Annotated in this window: 18 protein-coding genes; 9 read left to right on the forward strand and 9 right to left on the reverse strand. The window is 63.0% G+C overall.

What is annotated here, in order from left to right:
* Nucleotides 1-74: 74 nt before the first annotated feature.
* Entirely contained in the window at nucleotides 75-1,424 is a 1,350-nt protein-coding gene (mgtE, locus tag NE584_RS11930; RefSeq protein WP_050624592.1) for a magnesium transporter, read from the reverse strand.
* A 632-nt stretch (nucleotides 1,425-2,056) separates the two neighbouring features.
* On the opposite strand from mgtE, the gene murB reads away from it, so the two are divergent.
* The 9 genes from murB to cls all read left to right on the forward strand — a co-directional run bounded on the left by murB (nucleotide 2,057) and on the right by cls (nucleotide 12,356).
* Entirely contained in the window at nucleotides 2,057-2,989 is a 933-nt protein-coding gene (gene murB / locus NE584_RS11935; protein ID WP_256182897.1) for a UDP-N-acetylmuramate dehydrogenase, read from the forward strand.
* Between the two features lies 1 nt (nucleotide 2,990).
* Complete coding sequence (locus NE584_RS11940) at nucleotides 2,991-3,191, forward strand: hypothetical protein (protein WP_256182898.1); 201 nt, start codon at nucleotides 2,991-2,993, stop codon at nucleotides 3,189-3,191.
* Between the two features lie 13 nt (nucleotides 3,192-3,204).
* The gene (rapZ, locus tag NE584_RS11945) at nucleotides 3,205-4,065 is read left to right on the forward strand and encodes an RNase adapter RapZ (protein ID WP_050624596.1); all 861 of its coding nucleotides are present in this window, start codon (nucleotides 3,205-3,207) and stop codon (nucleotides 4,063-4,065) included.
* A 36-nt stretch (nucleotides 4,066-4,101) separates the two neighbouring features.
* Complete coding sequence (gene yvcK / locus NE584_RS11950) at nucleotides 4,102-5,142, forward strand: uridine diphosphate-N-acetylglucosamine-binding protein YvcK (RefSeq protein ID WP_256182899.1); 1,041 nt, start codon at nucleotides 4,102-4,104, stop codon at nucleotides 5,140-5,142.
* A 4-nt stretch (nucleotides 5,143-5,146) separates the two neighbouring features.
* Nucleotides 5,147-6,067 carry a DNA-binding protein WhiA gene (gene whiA, locus NE584_RS11955; protein WP_256182900.1) on the forward strand — a complete coding sequence of 307 codons (921 nt, stop codon included), beginning with the start codon at nucleotides 5,147-5,149 and terminating at the stop codon, nucleotides 6,065-6,067.
* A 17-nt stretch (nucleotides 6,068-6,084) separates the two neighbouring features.
* A complete protein-coding gene (locus NE584_RS11960; RefSeq protein ID WP_108981380.1) occupies nucleotides 6,085-6,711 on the forward strand; it encodes a VanZ family protein in 627 nt (208 codons plus the stop codon).
* 67 nt (nucleotides 6,712-6,778) lie between these two features.
* Nucleotides 6,779-7,129 (forward strand): DUF2200 domain-containing protein, encoded by a 351-nt coding sequence (locus NE584_RS11965; protein ID WP_256182901.1) that lies wholly within the window; start codon nucleotides 6,779-6,781, stop codon nucleotides 7,127-7,129.
* A gap of 167 nt (nucleotides 7,130-7,296) precedes the next feature.
* Nucleotides 7,297-10,776 carry a DNA polymerase III subunit alpha gene (locus tag NE584_RS11970; protein WP_256182902.1) on the forward strand — a complete coding sequence of 1,160 codons (3,480 nt, stop codon included), beginning with the start codon at nucleotides 7,297-7,299 and terminating at the stop codon, nucleotides 10,774-10,776.
* Between the two features lie 47 nt (nucleotides 10,777-10,823).
* On the forward strand, nucleotides 10,824-12,356 hold the full coding sequence (gene cls / locus NE584_RS11975) for a cardiolipin synthase (protein WP_050624602.1): 1,533 nt from the start codon (nucleotides 10,824-10,826) through the stop codon (nucleotides 12,354-12,356).
* A 59-nt stretch (nucleotides 12,357-12,415) separates the two neighbouring features.
* On the opposite strand, the gene NE584_RS11980 is transcribed toward cls, so the two are convergent.
* The 8 genes from NE584_RS11980 to NE584_RS12015 form a co-directional block, all read right to left on the reverse strand.
* On the reverse strand, nucleotides 12,416-12,892 hold the full coding sequence (locus NE584_RS11980) for a pyridoxamine 5'-phosphate oxidase family protein (RefSeq protein WP_256182903.1): 477 nt from the start codon (nucleotides 12,890-12,892) through the stop codon (nucleotides 12,416-12,418).
* Nucleotides 12,893-12,999: 107 nt separating this feature from the next.
* The gene (locus NE584_RS11985) at nucleotides 13,000-13,371 is read right to left on the reverse strand and encodes a hypothetical protein (RefSeq protein ID WP_242850338.1); all 372 of its coding nucleotides are present in this window, start codon (nucleotides 13,369-13,371) and stop codon (nucleotides 13,000-13,002) included.
* Complete coding sequence (locus NE584_RS11990) at nucleotides 13,364-14,875, reverse strand: recombinase family protein (RefSeq protein ID WP_256182904.1); 1,512 nt, start codon at nucleotides 14,873-14,875, stop codon at nucleotides 13,364-13,366. The genes NE584_RS11985 and NE584_RS11990 overlap by 8 nt, the downstream gene beginning before the upstream one ends.
* A gap of 206 nt (nucleotides 14,876-15,081) precedes the next feature.
* On the reverse strand, nucleotides 15,082-16,452 hold the full coding sequence (locus tag NE584_RS11995; RefSeq protein ID WP_337542745.1) for an aldehyde dehydrogenase: 1,371 nt from the start codon (nucleotides 16,450-16,452) through the stop codon (nucleotides 15,082-15,084).
* A gap of 27 nt (nucleotides 16,453-16,479) precedes the next feature.
* Entirely contained in the window at nucleotides 16,480-16,848 is a 369-nt protein-coding gene (locus NE584_RS12000) for a hypothetical protein (RefSeq protein ID WP_256182906.1), read from the reverse strand.
* 212 nt (nucleotides 16,849-17,060) lie between these two features.
* The gene (locus NE584_RS12005) at nucleotides 17,061-18,578 is read right to left on the reverse strand and encodes a recombinase family protein (protein WP_108981376.1); all 1,518 of its coding nucleotides are present in this window, start codon (nucleotides 18,576-18,578) and stop codon (nucleotides 17,061-17,063) included.
* Nucleotides 18,579-18,702: 124 nt separating this feature from the next.
* The gene (locus tag NE584_RS12010; RefSeq protein WP_256182907.1) at nucleotides 18,703-18,849 is read right to left on the reverse strand and encodes a hypothetical protein; all 147 of its coding nucleotides are present in this window, start codon (nucleotides 18,847-18,849) and stop codon (nucleotides 18,703-18,705) included.
* Nucleotides 18,850-18,863: 14 nt separating this feature from the next.
* Nucleotides 18,864-19,952 carry a type I restriction endonuclease gene (locus tag NE584_RS12015; protein ID WP_256182908.1) on the reverse strand — a complete coding sequence of 363 codons (1,089 nt, stop codon included), beginning with the start codon at nucleotides 19,950-19,952 and terminating at the stop codon, nucleotides 18,864-18,866.
* Between the last annotated feature and the right edge of the window lie 43 nt (nucleotides 19,953-19,995).

Genomic DNA, 19,995 nt, shown 5'->3' on the forward strand with positions numbered 1-19,995 from the left:
CCCCCCCCCCCCCCCCCCCCCCCCCCCCCCCCCCCCCCCCCCCCCCCCCCCCCAGCTTTTCCGGCGGTGTATCCTCACAGGTGGAGAAGCCGGCTGGCAATGGTGAAGTAGAGGACCAGGGAAAGGGCGTCCACGATGGTGGTGATCAGAGGGGCGGCCATGATGGCGGGGTCGGCCCGCACCAGCTTGGCCAGCATGGGCAGAGCTCCGCCGATGGTCTTGGCCAGGACCACCGTAGCGAACAGGGACAGGGTGACTGTGACGCACACCAGCTCGTTTCCCGGGTAGGAGAGGAGCAGGCGGACCAGGTTGACCAGGGAGAGGACCGCGCCCACCAGCAGGCTGACCCTCAGCTCCTTCCAGAGCACCTTGGGGAAGTCGGACAGGGCGATGTCCCCCACCGCCATGCCGCGGATGACCAGGGTGCTGCTCTGGCTGCCGGCGTTCCCGCCGGTGTCGGTGAGCATGGGGATAAAGGTGACCAGCAGGGGCATCACCGAGAAGGCGGCTTCATAGCGACCCAGGATGCCGCCGGTGATCATGCCGGAGATCATCAGCACCAGCAGCCACAGGATGCGGTTTTTGGCCAGGGCGAACACGCCGGTCTTGAGATAGGACTTTTCCGAGGGGGCCATAGCAGCCATGCGCTGAAAGTCCTCGGTGGCCTCCTCCTCCATCACATCCATCACGTCGTCCACCGTGACCACCCCGACCAGCCGGTCCTCCTGGTCCACCACCGGCAGGGAGAGAAAGTCGTACCGCATCAGGGCCCGGACGGCCAGTTCCTGGTCGTCGGTGGTGCGGACGGTGATCACGTTGGGCTCCATCAGCGTCCGGACGGGGGCGTTGTCGGGGGCCAGCAGCAGCTCCCGCAGGGTGACTACACCGTCCAGCACCCGGCGGCCGTCGGTGACATAGCAGGTGTAGATGGATTCGCAGTCTCCCCCCAGGCGGCGGATCCGGCGGATGGCCTCGGCCGCGGTCATGGTCCCTTTCAGGTCGATGAATTCCGCGGTCATGATGCTGCCCACCGACTGCTCCGGATATTTGAGGAACTGGTTGATGAGCCTGCGGGTCTCGGGCCGGGCGTTTTTCAGCACCCGCTTGACCACGCCGGCGGGCAGCTCCTCCAGCAGATCCACCGTGTCGTCCATGGCCAGCTCCTCCAGGATGCCGGCCAGCTCCCGGTCGGGGAGGGAGACGACGATCATCTGCTGGGTGTCAGGGGGGAGATTGGAAAAGACCTCCGCCGCCTGCTCCTTGGGCAGCGTGCGGAAGGCCAGCGCGCCCTGTTCCTGGGGCAGGCCCTCCAGAAGATCGGCCAGATCCACCGGGTTCTGCTCCGCCAGAATGGCAGAGAGCTCACGGTAGCGCTTGTCCCGGATCAGCTCCAGGCAGCGCTCCAAACATTTCTTGTTCTGCATTGGCAACCTCCTTTTTGTCAGGAAGCCTCCAATGGGACAGACAAAGCCGCACCGGCCCCCCGGAGACGGGAAAGACCTGTGCGGCGACATTCTCAGCGGGCGCATAGCACAGCGGAAGGGCCCCGGCGGGGCGCATAACAGACCTCCGCCTGTGCGGAAGCCAGGCGGCAGGGGGCGCTGTGCAGAGCTCCCTATGCCGGAGAAAAGGCAAGGGGGCCCGGGAGAGAACTGTCGCTGTCCGATTTGAGACTTCGGCCGTAAGCGTCCACTTACCTTTCCTCCTTTTTAGATCAGATGGGAGATGAAAATCATACTCCACCCGTAGGATAACACAGCAGACAGAGGATTGCAAGAGAAAACGGGAAAAAAACGGAAGGGCGGTCCCATACACCTGTGCTGATGGCCGATGTGTGCGGCCTGATGGGGACATCGGGCCCTGCATGGGGGCGTGGAAGCTGCGGCACACCCCGTGCAGAGGCGGGTCAGGGTCCCCGTTCAGCCCTGCGGATCTCCCGCTGGCGCTTCTGACCAAAAGAACAGATGTTTTGGGGTATTCTATTTTCCAGAGAGATTTGCTATAATAATAAAATAAGTCTCCGCGCGACCTCATTCTGATTGGACGGGAGGACCCTATGGATCGTTTTGAACTGCTGCGCACAGAGCTGACCCGACGCTGTCCCGGGCTGGAGCTGCGGGAAGAGGAGCCTATGGCCCGACACACCTCCTTCCGCATCGGCGGCCCGGCCCGACTGATGGCCCTGCCCAGGACGGAGGAGGAGGCCCGGGAGACCCTTCAGGCGGCCTGGACGCTGGAGATCCCGCCATTTTTCCTGGGGAACGGCTCCAATCTGCTGGTGGCGGACCGGGGATATGAGGGCTTTGTGGTCAAGCCGGCCGGGGCGCTGGAGGAAATACGGGCCCTCCCCCCGGAACGGCCGGGGGAGAAGGGGCGGCTGGAGGCGGGAGGGGCCGCGCTGCTGTCCCGGCTCTCCAAGGCCGCGCTGGATCAGGGCCTCACCGGCCTGGAGTTCGCCCAGGGCATCCCGGGGAGCGTGGGCGGCGGGGTGACGATGAACGCAGGGGCCTACGGCGGGGAGACCGCCCAGGTGCTCCTCCAGGTCACCGCGCTGGAACGGGACGGGACCCAGCGGCTGCTCTCCGGGGCCGACTGCGGCCTGAGCTACCGGCACAGCCGGTTTTCAGAGGGGGACCTGCTGATCTGCCGGGCGGTATTCGCCCTGCCGGAGGGAAACCGGGAGGAGATCGCCGGGCGGATGGCAGACTTTGCCCAGCGGCGGAGAGAGAAGCAGCCTCTGGAATATCCCAGCGCCGGCTCCACCTTCAAGCGCCCCCAGGGGCACTTCGCCGCCGCCCTCATCGACCAGTGCGGCCTGAAGGGCAGGGCGGTGGGGGGCGCCCAGGTGTCGGAGAAGCACGCGGGCTTCCTCATCAACCGGGGGGGCGCCACCTGCGCCGATGTCCTGGAGCTGGCGGACCAGGTGCGGCAGGAGGTGCTGCGCCAGACCGGCGTGGAGCTGGAGCTGGAGATCCGGGTGCTGGGGTAAGATGGACGGATATACGAGAGAGGAGCTGGACGAGGCGCTGACGGCCGTCCAGTCCATCATCCATAAGTGTGAGGCGGCCCGGAAGAAATTTCCGCGGGGCACCGCCCGCCACACCCTGCTGGAGCGGCGGCTGAGGGCCATGTACCTGTCCCGGGCGCTGATCTGCCGGGAGCTGTCCGGGGCGGACGGCAGAGAGAGATAAGAGGTGTACAGCCATGGAATTTATCATCATTTCCGGCCTGTCCGGGGCGGGGAAGAGCAAGGCGGCCTCCTTCATGGAGGACATGGGCTTTTTCTGTGTGGACAATCTGCCCGCCCCCCTCATCCCCAAATTTGCTGAGCTGGGTATGGCCGGGACGGGGGAGTACGACCGGGTGGTACTGGTCACAGACGTGCGCTCCGGCACCAATTTCAGCGCCCTGTTCCAGTCCCTGGAGGCGCTGAAGGGGATGAAGTGCCCCTACCGCATCCTGTATATGGACGCCTCGGACGACGTGATCATCAAGCGGTATAAGGAGACCCGCCGCAGCCACCCCCTGGCGGAGGAATGCGACTCCCTGGAGGGAGCCATCGCCCTGGAGCGGCGGATGCTGGCCCCCCTGCGGGAGCGGGCGGAGTTCGTGGTGGACACCTCCGACCTGTCCACCGCCAAGCTGCGGGGCGAGCTGCTCCGACTCTTCGGACGGGGGAGCCAGGAGGGGGCTATGACGGTGAGCGTCACCTCCTTCGGCTTCAAGCACGGACTGCCCCGAGAGGCGGATCTGGTCTTTGACGTGCGCTTCCTGCCCAACCCCTACTATGTTCAGGAGCTGCGCCCCCGCACCGGCCTGGACGACGGGGTAAGGGACTACGTGTTTTCCGGCGGAGCGGCCGGGGAGTTCCTGGAAAAGCTTCAGGACCTGGTGGGCTTTCTCCTCCCCAAATATGTGGAGGAGGGGAAGACGGCACTGGTGGTGGCGGTGGGCTGCACCGGCGGACACCACCGCTCGGTGGCCATTGCCCATGCGCTGGCGGCCTATATCCGGGGCAGGGGCTACCCGGTGACGGAGAGCCACCGGGACCTGGGCAGGACGTAAGGAGCGGACAGAGCAAACTTGAAGGGAGGTCCCGCTATGCCGGACACCATTCCAAATCTGCACCAGTGGGAGCGCGGCCCCAAGATCACCGCCATCGGCGGGGGGACAGGGCTGTCCACCATGCTGCGGGGACTGAAAAAATACACCAAAAACCTGACGGCGGTGGTCACTGTGGCCGACGACGGGGGCGGCTCCGGCGTGCTGCGCCGGGACATCGGCATGCCGCCCCCCGGGGATATCCGCCACTGCATGGAGTCCCTGGCCAACGTGGAGCCGATCATGGAGCGGCTGCTCACCTACCGCTTTCAGGAGGGCTCCCTGGCCGGACAGTCCTTCGGGAACCTGATCCTGGCCGCCCTCAACGGGGTGACCGGCTCCTTTGAGGAGGCGGTGGCTCAGATGAGCCAGGTGCTGGCCATCACCGGGCGCATCCTTCCCGTGACCAGCGCCGATGTGCAGCTGGAGGCCGTCTTTGAGAACGGGGCCCGGGTGGTGGGGGAGTCCAAGATCAGTTCCTTTAAAAAAGAGCAGGACTGCCGCATCGCCCATGTGGCACTGCTCCCGGAGCGGCCCGCCGCCCTCCAGGCCGCCCTCCAGGCCATTCGGGAGGCGGACCTGATCCTGATGGGACCGGGCAGCCTGTACACCAGCGTCATCCCCAACCTGCTGGTGGAGGGGGTGGTGGAGGCCATCTGCCGCTCCGAGGCGCTGAAGATCTATGTGTGCAATATCATGACCCAGGAGGGGGAGACAGAGGGGTACACCGCCGCCGACCATGTGGACGCCCTGCTGTCCCACGGGGCGCCGGGGCTGGTGGACCTGTGCCTGGCCAACTCGGCGCCGGTGCGTCCCGGCCTGGTGGAGAAGTACCGGGAAGAAGACGCCGCCCCCATCCTGGTGGACCGGGAGCGCATCCGGGCCATGGGGCTGGAGCTGGAGGAGTATCCGGTGGCCTCGGAGGGGGGCGACTATGCCCGCCACGACCCGGACCGGCTGGCGGCGGCGGTGCTGGACGTGTACCGCCGGCGGGCGGTGCGCATCTTCCGGGGCGAACAGCGGTACATCATTGAGGAGTGAGACCATGTCCTTTGCAGGAGAGACCAAGGGGGAGCTGTGCCGGACGGCGCTGAACCGGAAATGCTGCACCCAGGCGGAGGCATACGGCGTTCTGCTTTACTGCAACACCTTTTCCGGGCGGGAGATCCGCATCATCACGGAGAACGAGGCATTTGCCCAGCGGCTCCCTATCCTGTTCCGCAAGGCGTTCCGCCTCTCCTTTGACCGTCTGCCTGATGGGGAGGGGAAGTACAGCTTCGGCATCACGGACCCTGCCAAGCTGGCAGCAGTGAGCGGGACCTTCGGGATGGATGCGGGCAGTCTGGCAAACCACGTGAACTTCGCCGTGCTGGAGGAGCCCTGCTGCCGGGCTGCCTTCCTCCGGGGGGCGTTCCTGGCGGGGAGGTCGGTCACCGACCCCCGGAAGGCCTATCACCTGGAGCTGTCCACCTCCCACTACAACGTGAGCCGGGAGGTGCCCGCCCTGATGCGGGAGGCGGGCTTCCAGCCCAAGGAGGCCACCCGGAAGGCCAACTATATCGCCTATTTCAAGCAGAGTGAGCGCATCGAGGACTTCCTTACCGCCATCGGCGCGCCCCTGGCCGCCATGGAGATCATGAACGCCAAGCTGGAGAAGAACCTGCGGGGCAGCGTGAACCGGCGGGTGAACTGTGACGCGGCCAACCTGGACAAGGCGGTGGAGGCGGCCCAGGTCCAGCTGGAGGCGATCCGGAGCCTGGAGCAGTCCGGGCAGCTGGAGGGCCTGCCGGACAAGCTGCGGGAGACGGCCCGACTGCGGCTGGAGCACCCGGAGGACACTCTGGCGGAGCTGGCGGCCCTGTGTGACCCGCCGGCGACCAAGTCGGCCCTGAACCATCGGCTGCGTAAGCTGGTGGAGCTGGGGCAGGCCCGGGGCGAGGGGGCGGGGCCCGGCAAAACTATCTGATACCACGGGAGAGATCTATGACCTTGATTTGTTATCTGACCGCCGGAGCCGTCAACCTGTTCTGGCTGATCCTGGGGGACAGGCTCTCGCTCCCGGTGCAGATGGCGATCCCCATCCTGACCGTGCTGCTGGCAGGGACCGGGGTGCTGCTGCGTCTGAGGAAGCTGCGGGGAGAGCAGCGGCGGCGTTACCGCACGGGGGCCCTGTGGGTCCTGCTGCTCTACTACCTGTGCATCCTGTCGGTGCTGCTGTTTTTCGGCGGGCTGTTCCACCTGGACCGGGGCTATGGCGGGGCTGTGAATCTGGAGCCCTTCCACACCATCCGAAACTATATCATCTACTACCGGCGGACGGGCAGCTTTGTCAGCGTGACCAATCTGCTGGGCAATGTGGTGATTTTGGTGCCGCTGGGGGTGCTGATGCCGGTGATGTTCCGGCCTATGCGCCACTTCTGGACCTTTCTGCCCCTGGCCGCGCTGGTGTCCTGCGGCGTGGAGTACATCCAGTGGGTGACCGCCACCGGCGCGGCAGATGTGGACGACTCCATCCTGAACTTTATCGGCGCGGCCCTGGGATACCTGTTTACCCGGCTGTGTCAGATCACAGCGGGCATGATAGCAAAGCGGAGGAGCCGCGGGGAATAAATGGAGGCCTTTGGACGATATGCCATCTGGCAGGGGAGACCCTTGAAAAAGGCGGCGGAGGGATGATATGGAACAGGAAAAAGTATTCTCCATGAAGCTGTCGAAGATATATCCACTGCTGACGGCCAAAGCGGAGCGGAAGGGCCGCACCCGGCAGGAGGTGGATAAGGTCATCTGCTGGCTGACCGGATACGACCGGGCGGGCCTGGAGCGGCAGCTCAGCCTGGACATAGACTATGGGACCTTTTTCCGGGAGGCGCCCCGGATGAACCCCAGCTGCGGGAAGATCACAGGGACCGTCTGCGGCGTCCGGGTGGAGGAGATCGAGGACCCACTGATGCGGAAGATCCGGTATTTGGACAAGCTGATCGACGAGCTGGCAAAGGGAAAGCCGCTGGAGAAGGTCCTTCGGAAATAGAGACTCTTTGTGATGTGTGCCGTGGGGCGGCCCCGACCGGCGTCTCCGTGGGGCCGCCCTGCTGTATAGGATTTGAGAAGAACAGACCTGACCGACAGAGAAAAGAGGCAGCAAGAGGTCCTGCTCCAAATTTGTTTGCGTCTTTTCCGGAGAAGAAGGAGGGGCTTATGGCCTTTGTCCACTTACATCTGCATACGGAATTCTCCCTTCTGGATGGCGCCTGCCGCATCAAGAAGCTGGTGGAGCGGGTCCGGGAGATCGGACAGGACGCGGTGGCTATCACAGACCACGGGGTCATGTACGGGGTGGTGGATTTCTACAAGGCCTGCAAGGAGGCGGGCATCAAGCCCATCATCGGCTGTGAGGTCTATGTGGCCCCAAGGGGCCGGACCCGGTTCCAGAAGGTCCACGAGTTCGACTCCTCCTTCCACCACCTGGTCCTGCTGTGCCGGAATGAGGAGGGCTACCGCAATCTCTCCTACATGGTCTCTCAGGCGTTCCTGGAGGGCTTTTACATCAAGCCCCGCATCGACCTGGACCTGCTGCGGGAGCACTGCGGCGGCCTGATCGCCTGCTCCGCCTGCCTGGGGGGCGAGGTGCCCAAGCTGCTGGCTGCAGGGGACTATGACAAGGCCAAAGAGGTTGCCCTGGAGATGCGGGAACTGTTCGGCGCGGATGGCTACTATCTGGAGCTCCAGGACCACGGCATCCCGGTCCAGCGCCAGGTGAACGGGGGGCTGATCCGGCTGCACGAGGAGACGGGCATCCCTCTGGTGGCCACCAACGACGCCCACTATCTGCGGAAAGAGGACGCGGAGATGCAGGACATCCTCATGTGCATCCAGATGGGCAAGACGGTGGATGACCCAAACCGGATGAAGTTCGAGACCGAGGAGTTCTACGTGAAGACCGAGGCGGAGATGGCCGCCCTCTTTCCCAATTACCCGGAGGCCCTGGAGAACACCGTGAAGATTGCCCAGCTGTGCAACGTGGAGTTCGAGTTCGGCAAGTACCACCTGCCCCACTTCCAGCTGCCCGAGGGGTGGACCGATGGGGACGCCTACTTCGAGAAGCTGTGCATGGACGGCTTCCGCTGGCGCTACCCCTCCCAGCCCCAGGAGTATCTGGACAAGCTGCGCTATGAGATGGACATGATCCGCAAGATGGGCTTTGTGGACTACTTCCTCATCGTCTCCGACTTCATCGCCTACGCCAAGGGCCACGGCATCCCCGTGGGGCCGGGGCGGGGCTCGGCGGCGGGGTCCATGGTGTCCTACTGCCTGAACATCACCGACCTGGACCCCGTGAAGTACAGCCTGTACTTCGAGCGCTTCCTGAACCCGGAGCGGGTCACCATGCCCGATATCGACATCGACTTCTGCATCCGCCGCCGGCAGGAGGTCATCGACTACGTGGCCCAAAAGTACGGGGCGGACCACGTGGCCCAGATCGTCACTTTCGGCACCATGGCCGCCCGGGCGGCGGTGCGGGACGTGGGCCGGGTGCTGAACATGCCCTACGCCGACGTGGATGTGATCGCCAAGCAGATCCCCAGCGGGCCGGGGGCCCTGCATATCACCCTGGAGGACGCCCTGAAGCTGTCCAAGCAGCTCAAGGAGTCCTACGACGGCAGCCCTCAGGTGAAAAAGCTCATCGACACCGCCAGGGCCATCGAGGGCATGCCCCGGAACACCTCCACACACGCCGCCGGGGTGGTCATCACCAGCCGGCCGGTGAGCGATTATGTCCCCCTGGCCAAAAACGACGACCTGGTAGTCACGCAGTACATCATGACCACCCTGGAGGAGCTGGGCCTGCTGAAGATGGACTTCCTGGGCCTGCGGAACCTGACGGTGCTGGACGACGCGGCCCGGCTGGTCCGGCGCAGCCACCCGGACTTCCACACCAGCCAGATCCCGGAGGATGACCCGGCCACCTTCCAGATGCTCTCTGAGGGGCGTACTTCCGGCGTGTTCCAGATGGAGTCCGCCGGCATGACCGGGGTGTGCATCGGCCTGAAGCCCCAGAGCATCGAGGATATCACCGCCATCATCGCGCTCTACCGTCCGGGCCCCATGGAGTCCATCCCCCGGTTCATCGCCTGCAAGCACAACCCGGAGAAGGTCACCTACAAGCACCCCGCTCTGGTGCCCATCCTGTCCAACACCTACGGCTGCATCGTGTATCAGGAGCAGGTGATCCAGATCTTCCAGCAGCTGGGCGGCTACTCCCTGGGCCAGGCGGACATGGTGCGCCGGGCCATGTCCAAGAAAAAGGTGAAGGACATTGAGCGGGAGCGGGAGACCTTCCTCCACGGGGACCCGGCGCGGAGCATCGCCGGCTGCGCCGCCAACGGCATCCCCGAGGCGGTGGCCCAGAGCATCTACGACGAGATCTACGACTTTGCCAACTACGCCTTCAACAAGGCCCACGCGGTGTGCTACGCCGTGGTGGCCTATCAGACGGCCTGGTTCAAGTGCCACCACCCCAAGGAGTACATGGCCGCCCTGCTCACCTCGGTGCTGGACTCCAGCGACAAGGTGGCGGAGTATATCGCCGAGTGCAAGGAGTGGCACATCAGCCTGCTGCCCCCGGACATCAACGAGTCGGAGGCGGACTTCACCGTCTCCGAGGGGGGCATCCGCTTCGGCCTGGTGGCCCTGAAGGGTGTGGGCCGGAGCGTCATCAACAGCCTGCTGGAAGAGCGGAGCAAGGGTGGACCCTTTACAGACTTTATGGACTTCTGCGACCGCATGTTCGACCATGATCTGAACCGGCGGGTGCTGGAGAGCCTTATCAAGTCCGGCGCCTTTGACCGCATGGGCTGTAAGCGCTCCCAGCTGATGGAGGTCTTCGGCCAGGTGCTGGACGGCATCGCCGCCAGCCGCAAGCGGAACGTGGAGGGCCAGATGGACCTGTTCGGAATGGGGGGCGGGGAGGCGGAGCAGGCGGCCCTGCCGGCTCTCCACCTGGCCAATATCCCTGAGTACACCCCCCAGCAGCTGATGACCATGGAGAAGGAGGTCACCGGTCTCTACCTCACCGGCCACCCCATGGACGCCTATCGGGAGGCGGCCCGCCGCAGGGGGGCGGTGACCATCGGCTCCATTCTGAGCGACTTCGCCCGGGAGGACGGTCCCGCCGTCTACCGGGACGGCCAGATGGTGAAGGTGGCTGGCGTGATCTCCACATATAAAACCAGGACCACCCGGAACAATACCCTGATGGCCTATGTCAGCCTGGAGGACGACACCGGGGGGATGGAGCTGCTGGTCTTTGCCCGCGCCCTGGACCAGAGCGGCGGATACATCCGGGAGAACCAGGCTATCCTGGCCAGCGGCAGGATCTCCGTCCGGGACGAGAAGGAGCCACAGCTGATGGCGGACGAGATCCGCCCCCTGGACACACCCGAGGCGGAGGAGCGGCGGGAGGCGGGGGAGCGGAAGCTCTTCATCCGCCTGCCCGGCCCGGACGACCCCAGGACCCGAAAGGTGAAGCTGGCCCTCTCCTTTTTCCCGGGGGAGCAGCCGGTGGTGCTGTATTACCAGGATATCCGGAAGCAGTCCAAGGGATACTGTATGATACACCCCTCCCTGCTGGCCGACCTGAGAGAGCGGCTGGGGGAGGAGAATGTGGTGGTCCAGTGACCCACCTCCCGGAGAGAAAGAGAGACGGGGCAGGAGGCGCTTCCAACATGAAATGGAGAAAAATCAAATATATCCTCTTCCACCGCTCCGTGCTGGCGGGGCTGGCCCTGGTGGCCCAGGTCGCGGTGCTGTTCGTGATGGTCAACGAATTTACCGCCCATTTTGACTACTTCTATTGGTTCTGCATCTTCGTCAGCTTCCTGGCTACGGTGTGGATCGTCAGTGACCGCAGCGAGCCGGGCTATAAGATCGCCTGGCTGGTGGTGATCCTGCCGTTCCCGGTGTTCGGGGGCATCCTCTACCTATTGCTGGGCGGCAACCGGATCTCTGAGCGGACCCGCCGGAAGATGAAGGGCATTGCGGAGCGCAGCAACGAGGTGCTGCGGGGGGATTTCAAGGCGGACAGGCTGACCCATTTGGATGAGGACGCGGTGGGCCAGATCCGCTATCTGGAGCGGTACGCCTCCTGCCCCGCCTACACCAACACCCGGACCGAGTATTTCCCGGTGGGCGACCTGGCTTTCGTGCGGATGCTGGAGGAGCTGGAGAAGGCGGAGCGTTACATCTTCCTGGAGTATTTCATCCTCCAGGAGGGGGAGTGCTGGAACGCCATCCTGGACATCCTGGAGCGGAAGGCCGCCGCCGGGGTGGAGGTGCGGCTGATCTATGACGACTTCGGCTGCATGTTCACCCTGCCCCGCACTTATAATGACCAGATGGCGGCCCGGGGCATCCAGTGCCGGGTGTTCAACCGGCTGGTCCCGGTGCTGACCCTGCGGATGAACAACCGGGACCACCGGAAGCTGTGCATCATCGATGGGAAGGTGGGCTTCACCGGGGGGATGAACCTGGCGGACGAGTATATCAACCGCCGGGTGCGGTTCGGCCACTGGAAGGACAGCGCCATCCTCCTGCGGGGGGAGGCGGTGTGGTCCATGACCGTCATGTTCCTGTCCATGTGGGACTACTGCTCCGGCTGGGAGGAGGACTTCGACCTGTTCCGGCCCGAGTCCATGCCCCGGCTCCCCGGCTCCGGCTGGGTCCAGCCCTACACGGATACGCCCCTGGACCACGAGAAAGTGGGGCAGGCGGTGTACCTGAACATGATCTCCCGGGCCCGGGACTATATCTATATCACCACGCCCTATCTGATCGTGGACGTGGCCACCAACACGGCCCTGTGCAACGCCGCCAAAGCGGGGGTGGATGTGCGCATCATCACCCCCCACATCCCGGACAAGCGCTCCGTGTTCGAGGTGACCAAGGCCCACTATCCGCCTCTGCTGGAGGCTGGGGTGAAGATCTACGAGTACACGCCGGGCTTCATCCACGCCAAAAACTTTGTGGTGGACGGGCGGTATGCCACGGTGGGCACCGTGAACCTGGACTACCGCAGCCTCTTCCTCCACTTTGAGGACGGTGTCTGGCTGTGTGATGCCCCCTGCATCGCGGACATCAAGGCGGACTTTGAGAAGACCCTGGAGCAGTGCGAGGCCATCAGCCTGCGTCGGGCCAGGCACCTGAACATCCTGGTCCAGCTCTATCGCAGCGTCCTGCGCATCTTCGCCCCACTGATGTGAGAAAAGCCTCGGCGCTCCGAATCATCGGGGCGCCGAGGCTTTTGAGGCTTCCGGGATCTTTACCGCTTCCGCGCCTTCTCCTTGCCTGTGACCTCCTCCATATGGATGCCCCAGACGGCAGTGGACGTCAGGCTGCGGCGGACGGCCTCCTCAAAGCCCTCCATATGTCCGGGGGTCATCTTTTCACACAGGGCCCGCAGGGCAGCGGTCTTCTGGCCGGGGTCTGTGACCTCAAAGGCGGTGCCGGTGACCACGGCGCTCTGGAAGAAGGTGGTGTACATGTTGCTCTCCGGGAGGTAGGCGGGCTGGTCGGCGGCCACAAAGGTGATGCACACCCTGGGGTCCCGGCGAAGCAGGTCCAGCTTGCGGCCCTCCAGGGCGCAGTGGAAAAACAGGTCGTCCCCCACCCGCACCAGAGAGAGGGGGATGCAGTAGGGGCCCTCTCCGCCGGTGGAGAGGGCGGCGACGCCGTGCCCGCAGCGGTCGATCACGTCAAAGGCAAAGCTCCGGTCCCGGGCTCTGTCTGATCTTCTCATCAGGATCTCCTCTTTCCTGCATCAAATAGACTGGAGCTACCATAGCACAATTTGGGAGGGACTGCAAGAAAAACCTCCCCTCCGGCAGGAGGGGAGGTTTTGGGGGGTCAGCAGCTGCGGGAGCAGTTGCGGCTGCAGCTGCTGTTGGGCGGGAAGAATTCGTCCACGGGGAACTTGACCTGCCGGAAGACCTCGCAGGGGTCCTCCTGGCTGCAGTCGCTGCCGCAGTCGCACTCCTTCTCCGGCATGCAGTAGTCGTAGACCGGCATGAGCAGCTGGGTGTCCCGCTCCAGGCGGATGATGGAGAACTGGCCCAGGGTGACGTACAGGCGGTGTACGTCGCCGCCCTGGGTGAGGGAGTCCCCGAAGCAGTCCAGGATGGCCTGGGGGATCTCGGTGAGGGAACAGTCGCAGGGGCGGCACTGGCATACGTCTACCAGCTTCATGTTCAGGATGATGGGGTCCACGGCCTCAGCCATTGCCTACAAAAGCACCTGGGGCGGCGGGAGGCTCCTCCGCCGGCCGGGCGGGGTAGATGGACACATCCCCCTTTTCGCTCACCGTGATGCGGTCGATCAGCTGCCGCAGCTCCTCGTTGGTGATGTCCTCCAGGGAGAGGACGCGGCGGACCTGCTCCGTGATCTCCGCCTCCAGATCCCTGGGCGGGTCCCGCGTCAGCCGGTCCAGATCCTCCCGGAGGCGGGCGCCCCGCTCCGCCAGGAGCCGCAGCCGCCGGCGCAGTTCCTCCATGGAGAGCAGATCGCCGGCGTAGAGATCCAGATAGCGGGCACGCTGGCCCTCCAGCTGGTCCAGACGGCGCCGGAGAGCGGCGGCAGGGTCCTCCGCAGGCCGGGAGGGGCGGGCGTCCAGCCGGAGGCGTACCGCCTCCGCCAGCGCGGCGGGGGAGGAGATCTGGGCGGCCAGCCAGGCCCGGAGCTGGTCCAGCAGCCCCTCCTCCGGGAGGATGGTGCCGTTGCCGCAGCGGCTGCCAGCATACTCGCTGTGGATGGGGCAGTGCCAGTAGACATACTGCCGCCCGGAGGGGTAGGCCACCCGGCGGCGGGTGAAGGCGCGGCCGCAGCTCTGGCAGCGGATGAGGGTAGAGAGGGGGTAGCGGCCGCTGTATCGGGTGGGAGAGGCGGAGCCGGACTTCCGCCGACGCTGCTCCATCAGCCGGGCCGCCTCCTGAAAGGTGTCAGGGGAGACGATGGCCCACTCCGGCCTGTCGTGGTGGTAGTGCATGTCCGGAGGGAGACGCTGGATCTGGCCGGAGAGGAAGTCGCTCACGGTGTATTTGTGGTTGACATAATGACCGCAGTAGATGGGATTTTCCAGGACGCGGCGCACCCCGCGGCTGTTCCAGCTGGCCCCCAGTTTGGTGGACGCCCCCCGCTCCTCCAGAGCCTGGGCGATCTTCCGGCAGCCCAGGCCCTGGAGGTAGAGGCGGAAGATCTCCCGCACCACCTCCGCCTCCGCCGGGACGATCCGGAGGGTGAAGTTGTCCAGCCGGTCGTAGCCGTAGATGCGGGGGGGCACCCTCCCCTTCCGGGAGGTGATGTCCTTCCCGAACTTCACCCGCTTGGACAGGTTGGCGCTCTCCTCCTGGGCGATGGCCGCCATGATGGTGACGATGAATTCCGATTCCCCCAGCACCTTGAGGGAGTTGTTGACAAAGATGCACTCGATGCCCAGGGCCTTCAGCCTGCGGATGCTCTCCAGGGAGTCCACGGTGTTCCGGGCGAAGCGGGAGATGTCCTTGACCACCACCAGCTCGAACTCCCCCCGCTCCGCGTCCCGGAGCATTTGGAGGAAGCCGTCCCGCTTTTTCAGCCACTTGCCTGAGATCCCCTGGTCGGCATAGACCCGGACCAGGGTGTGGCCCCTGGCCCGGGCGAAGTCCTGGAAAAAGGCCTGCTGGTGCTCCAGGCTGTCCCGCTGTTCCTCGTGGTCGGTGCTGACCCGGCCGTACCCCACCATCCTCATCTCCTGTCCTCCTTCCGGGGCGGGGCGAGGAGTCTGGCGGCGATCAGCTGGGACAGCAGCCGCTCCAGCGTCTTTTGGTCCTGTGGAAAAAAGGTATAGTGCAGCATATCGATCACCCCAGTCATGTGTATGGGGGCGGCGGAGGAGATATCCCTGGCGGGGCAAAAAAAGCCCCTCCGGGCCGTCAGGGCGGAGGGGCGGAGGGATCAGCGGAGGAAGCGGCGGATCAGCTTCTCGTGGAGGGGCAGATAGGGCTGGTAGCGCATGGGCAGGTCCATCCAGGTCTTTTTGTCCACGATGCTCTTGCGGTGGGAGAAGGTCTCGAAGCCCACCCTGCCGTGGTAGGCCCCCATCCCGCTCTCGCCCACCCCGCCGAAGCCCATGGCGCTGGTGGCCAGGTGGATGACCACGTCGTTGACGCAGCCCCCGCCGAAGGAGCAGCGCTCTGTCACGGCGCGAATGTGCCCTTTGTTCCTGGAGAACAGGTAGAGGGCCAGGGGCTTGGGCCGGTCCTTCAGCAGCTCCAGCACCTCCGGGATGTGGGAGAAGGTGAGGACGGGGAGGATGGGGCCGAAGATCTCCTCCCCCATGACCGGGTCCTGCCAGGTGACGGCGTCCATCACCGTGGGAGCGATGCGCAGGGCCTCCTCCTGCCAGGTGCCGCCGCACACCACCTTCTCCGGCTGGATCAGCCCCAGCAGGCGCTGGAAGTGCTTCTGGTTGACGATCTTCCCGTAGCTGGGGCTGTCCAGGGGGGCGGGGCCGAACTGGACAGTGATCTGCCGGACGATCTCCTCCAGCAGGGCGTCCTTGACACTCTCCTGGCAGAGGAGATAGTCGGGGGCCACGCAGGTCTGGCCGCAGTTGAGGTATTTTCCAAAGACGATGCGCCGGGCGGTCAGCTTCAGATCCGCAGTCTCGTCCACGATGCAGGGGCTCTTTCCTCCCAGCTCCAGGGTGACCGGCGTGAGGTACTGAGCGGCGTGGAGCAGGACCTCCCGGCCCACTGCCTGGCTGCCTGTGAAGAAGATATAGTCGAACTTCTGCTCCAGCAGGCAGGCGTTCTCCTGCCTGCCTCCGGTGACCACCGAGACATGCTCCGGGGGAAAGCACTCCGCCAGGAGCCGGGCGATGACCCGGCTGGTGGCGGGGGAGTATGCGCTGGGCTTGACCACCGCAGTGTTTCCGGCGGCCAGGGCATCGATCAGGGGGTCCAGGGTGAGGAGCAGGGGGTAGTTCCACGGGCTCATGATGAGGACGGTGCCGTAGGGGGAGGGCTTGACATAGCTCCGGGCGGCGAACTGGGCCAGGGGGGTCCTGACCCGGCGGTCAGCGGCGAAGGCGGGGGTGCGGCGGATCATATAGGTCAGCTCACTGAGGACCATGCCCACCTCGCACATATAGCTCTCAAAGGCGCTCTTGCCCAGGTCGGCCCGGAGGGCGTCGTTCAGCTCCTCCTCCCGGGCAGCCACTGCGGACCTCAGGGCGCGGAGGGCCTCAACGCGCGCCCTGGCCGGCAGGGTCGCACCGCTCTGAAAATAGGCCCTCTGCCGGGCGACGAGCTGCCGGATCTCCATCTGATCCATGGGTGAGTCCTCCTTTTATTATCGTGTGATAAAAACGCTCCGGTTCTCCCGCGGCCCAGGGGACGGGAACGGGATACAGGGGATGTCAGGGGTGTATCTGGGAGTATAGAGGAGAGAGCGGGATCTGTCAACCGGCTTTTGACGCCGGTGGCCCGGACACGGCCTCTTGTAGGCAATGGCCTCCACGTGTGCGGTGGGGAGACTGCTGCCCATCAGATCCTGGCAGCTGCACACGCTGGGGGAGTCGGAGCTGAAGGACTTGGCGCCCCCCTCGCTGCCGAACAGGATGGCCCGCTTGTCAAATACGGCCAGACCGCATACTTCGATGGGGCGGGCGGCCCCGATGAACGCATCAGCGGTGATCCGGTAAAAATACCGCACATCCACGGTATAGAACCCGCGGTTGAACCCTACGGGCTCCACATCGATGTAGGCGTACAGCAGCTCGGCTGTCCCGGCCTTGACCGACAGGGCCCGGTCAAGGACCTCCTGCGACCCGCAGGTGGGATAGACCCGCAGATCCTCAATGCAGTCTTTATCGGAAGATATAGCGCTTTATATATTATAAAAAACCCAGGGATCATGCGGCTTTGCGGGGATCAGAAGGGCTTTAGATCCAGCTGGATGTCAAAATCATTGGGCTTTGTCTTTTTGGCTTTGGAGTACCACACCTGATCGATCACGGATTTGAGGAGTGCGTTGCGCTGGGCATTGTCGCTGCTCCCGTAGGCATCCAGGACGGCTCTGATCCGCTGAGCCAGGGCCTGGGGGTCAGCCGTTTTGGCGTGGTCGATGGTGCGGCGGGTCTCCGTCTCCTTGCGCTCCAGAGCGGCGATCTTCCCCTTGACCGCCTCCATCCGCTCCCGGAAGGTGGGGATGTCATACTCCCCCAGCTCCAGCAGCTCATAGAGACGGTTTTTCTGGCGGTTGGCGCCGGCCAGCTCCTTCTGGACGGCCAGCAGGGAGAGCTCCAGGGGGGAGGTATCCTGCACACCGGAGGCGGGCTTGCGCACGGAAAGCTGATCCAGCGAATCCTGGAGGGAGTCCAGGACCCGCTTTTCCACCAGCTCGAATTTTGTGCTGGCACAGCAGCCGGGGCGGGTGCAGAGCAGATAGGGGTACCGCTTCATGACCATGCGCTGCATGTTCATGCCGCAGTTGGCGCACTTGACCAGTCCGGCCAGCGGGCTCTTTACTGTGCCATCCCGCTTGGAGGGGATGTAGCGGCCCGCCATGATCGCCTGGACCCGGTCGAACAGCTCCCGGTCCACGATGGCGGGATGCAGGCCGTCGGTGATGGTCCACTTCTCCGGGGGCTGGTAGATGGTGATATGCTTGGGATTTCCGCGGGCTCCCTTTCGGATGTGCTTCTTCTGGTCCCACACGATCTTGCCGATGTAGGTGGGGTTTCGGAGGATCATATTGACGCTGCTGCGGTTAAATTCGGCGGAGCGGTGGGGTTTGGCGCCCAGCGCGTTGACCTGGCGGGCCACGGAGGTGCAGCCGAACCCCTGGGCGTAGAGGCTGAACATCATCTGGACGAATCTCGCCTCCGGCTCGTAGATCTCCAGGGTGGGCTTGCGGTCGATGACCGTTTTTCGGTAGCCATAGGGGGCGTTGGCCACGTAGCACCCCGCCTGGATAGACTGGCGCAGGCCGCGCTGGAGCCGCTTGTTGATGATCTTGTACTCCCGGCGGCTCATAAAGGTCTTCAGCTCGGCGTATTCCTCGTCGATGTCGTCTGACAGGTCATAGACTTTTTCAGGTGTGATGATCAGCGTGTCTGATTCCCGGAAGGTGTCCAGGATGATGCCCTGGTCCTTCATCCGGCCGCGGGAGAGCCGGTCCAGATCCATGCACAGCACGGCGTCATAGCGGCCCTCCTCCACATCCTGGAGGAGCCGGAGCATCTGGGGCCGGGCATAGAGGGATTCTCCGCTGACCACCTCCGGATAGATCTCAATGAGGTGGATCTGGTGGGCGGCGGCATACTCCACGAGGGCCTTCTGGTGCTTGGACAGGACTTCCTGGGTGTCCATGCCCTCCTCCAGGCGGCTTTTGCGGATATAGGCGGCCGCATCTGTGCCGGCCAGATCCATGACAGTACGGTGATCCATAGCGCCTCCTGTGTCGAAAGAAAACGAATGTTCGAGTGTGGCGGTTTTGAGATGCCGCCCCGGGGTGGGGCGGCAGGGGAACTTTTGACTTTACGGGCAAATCCGTCCACGTGGGCGGATTTGGTCATGCGCGCCGGTACAGGTCCCGGAGCTCTGCCAGGGTATAGGTCCGTCCGGCCATCCGGCTGAGGATCTGACAGGCGGTGGGCCAGGAGCAGCCGCAGTCATCAATGCAGTGGCGGAGCGCGGCGGCCAGGTCTGTTTCGGTCATGGTGAGGACTTCTTTCATAGATAACGATTCAGAACTTCCGACAAGTTATCTTTGTATTGACTTAAATCGTATATATCGGATAGGCTGTATTTAGTCTCTTTTTTATTTTCGTCTGGAATAATTAACGTTTTCTGATTGTCGGTAAGACGAAGTCTACAAATCCATTTTCTAGAGTTTCCTTTATAGAGGATGTTGATATAAGATTCAGTATCCTTATAGGTGATATCATGGATATCTACGATATCAGAGAGCATATTTTTGATAATGAAGAAGCTTTCCAGTTCTTCCTCTGTAGTAACAATCGAGCTGGTTTTTTTCTCGGGTTCAACCGGATCTTGTGGAGCAGGATTATCGTCTGGTGCCTTTTGGTCCGTAACTGAAACACTGCCACCAGTTCCACCCAAAGCAACTTTGATCTTATCATTCATCATTTCACTGATAAGATCATTGAGAGCCTTTTTCAAAATAGGACGAAACTTTTCAATGACATTTTGTGTCTTTGCACCAGAGTAGCATCCTTGCAGGAAAAAGCGAATAAAGTCGTCTGAAGGAGTGTCTAATTGGTTTGTAAAGATGCTCTTAAATTCATGTACATATTTTAGTTCAGAAGCAGTGCTGAAAATAGAATCAATATCAAATACTCCCTTACTGAACTTTTTTAGCTCGGGGACTTGATTTTCACGGATATCTAAAATGTTGATGCTCAAAAAGGGATCATCATCCATTTTGTTGGGGCTGTCCAAATCGGTATAAAAGCGATAGATAAGGCCATTTGTAAGAATTGCAAATTTTGCCGTTGTAGTACCAAAGTAACGAAATAGCTGAGAGTCGTGACGATCCAGATTCTCCTGAATAGATTTGCACTCAATCAGGATAACGGGCTCCCCTTCTTTGATAATGGCATAATCAACTTTTTCCCCTTTTTTGATTCCCACATCTGCTGTAAACTCTGGAACAAACTCTTGTGGATTGAATACGTCGTAGCCGAGCATGGCAAAGAAAGGCATGATGATAGCAGTTTTTGTGGCTTCTTCTGTTTGGATAGAATCTTTCATACTTTCTACTCGCTTAGAAAATTGTTTCAGTTGATCGATAAAGTCCATAATATGCCCTCTTTTCTCTATTTTTTCTGCTACCTAGCAGTTA

Origin of the sequence: Clostridium sp. DFI.5.61, from assembly GCF_024462915.1 — a bacterium.
GTDB lineage: Bacteria > Bacillota > Clostridia > Oscillospirales > Oscillospiraceae > Lawsonibacter > Lawsonibacter asaccharolyticus.

Excerpts from the sequence above, each read along its gene's own strand:
- NE584_RS11960 (WP_108981380.1), top strand. The coding sequence starts at position 6,085 with ATGACCTTGATTTGTTATCTGACCGCCGGAGCCGTCAACCTGTTCTGG.
- murB (WP_256182897.1), top strand. The coding sequence starts at position 2,057 with ATGGATCGTTTTGAACTGCTGCGCACAGAGCTGACCCGACGCTGTCCC.
- whiA (WP_256182900.1), top strand. The coding sequence starts at position 5,147 with ATGTCCTTTGCAGGAGAGACCAAGGGGGAGCTGTGCCGGACGGCGCTG.
- NE584_RS11995 (WP_337542745.1), bottom strand. The coding sequence starts at position 16,452 with ATGGAGATCCGGCAGCTCGTCGCCCGGCAGAGGGCCTATTTTCAGAGC.
- NE584_RS11980 (WP_256182903.1), bottom strand. The coding sequence starts at position 12,892 with ATGAGAAGATCAGACAGAGCCCGGGACCGGAGCTTTGCCTTTGACGTG.
- NE584_RS11940 (WP_256182898.1), top strand. The coding sequence starts at position 2,991 with ATGGACGGATATACGAGAGAGGAGCTGGACGAGGCGCTGACGGCCGTC.
- NE584_RS12005 (WP_108981376.1), bottom strand. The coding sequence starts at position 18,578 with ATGGATCACCGTACTGTCATGGATCTGGCCGGCACAGATGCGGCCGCC.
- NE584_RS12010 (WP_256182907.1), bottom strand. The coding sequence starts at position 18,849 with ATGACCGAAACAGACCTGGCCGCCGCGCTCCGCCACTGCATTGATGAC.
- rapZ (WP_050624596.1), top strand. The coding sequence starts at position 3,205 with ATGGAATTTATCATCATTTCCGGCCTGTCCGGGGCGGGGAAGAGCAAG.
- NE584_RS11985 (WP_242850338.1), bottom strand. The coding sequence starts at position 13,371 with ATGGCTGAGGCCGTGGACCCCATCATCCTGAACATGAAGCTGGTAGAC.
- mgtE (WP_050624592.1), bottom strand. The coding sequence starts at position 1,424 with ATGCAGAACAAGAAATGTTTGGAGCGCTGCCTGGAGCTGATCCGGGAC.
- NE584_RS11965 (WP_256182901.1), top strand. The coding sequence starts at position 6,779 with ATGGAACAGGAAAAAGTATTCTCCATGAAGCTGTCGAAGATATATCCA.
- yvcK (WP_256182899.1), top strand. The coding sequence starts at position 4,102 with ATGCCGGACACCATTCCAAATCTGCACCAGTGGGAGCGCGGCCCCAAG.
- NE584_RS11970 (WP_256182902.1), top strand. The coding sequence starts at position 7,297 with ATGGCCTTTGTCCACTTACATCTGCATACGGAATTCTCCCTTCTGGAT.
- NE584_RS12015 (WP_256182908.1), bottom strand. The coding sequence starts at position 19,952 with ATGGACTTTATCGATCAACTGAAACAATTTTCTAAGCGAGTAGAAAGT.
- NE584_RS11990 (WP_256182904.1), bottom strand. The coding sequence starts at position 14,875 with ATGAGGATGGTGGGGTACGGCCGGGTCAGCACCGACCACGAGGAACAG.
- cls (WP_050624602.1), top strand. The coding sequence starts at position 10,824 with ATGAAATGGAGAAAAATCAAATATATCCTCTTCCACCGCTCCGTGCTG.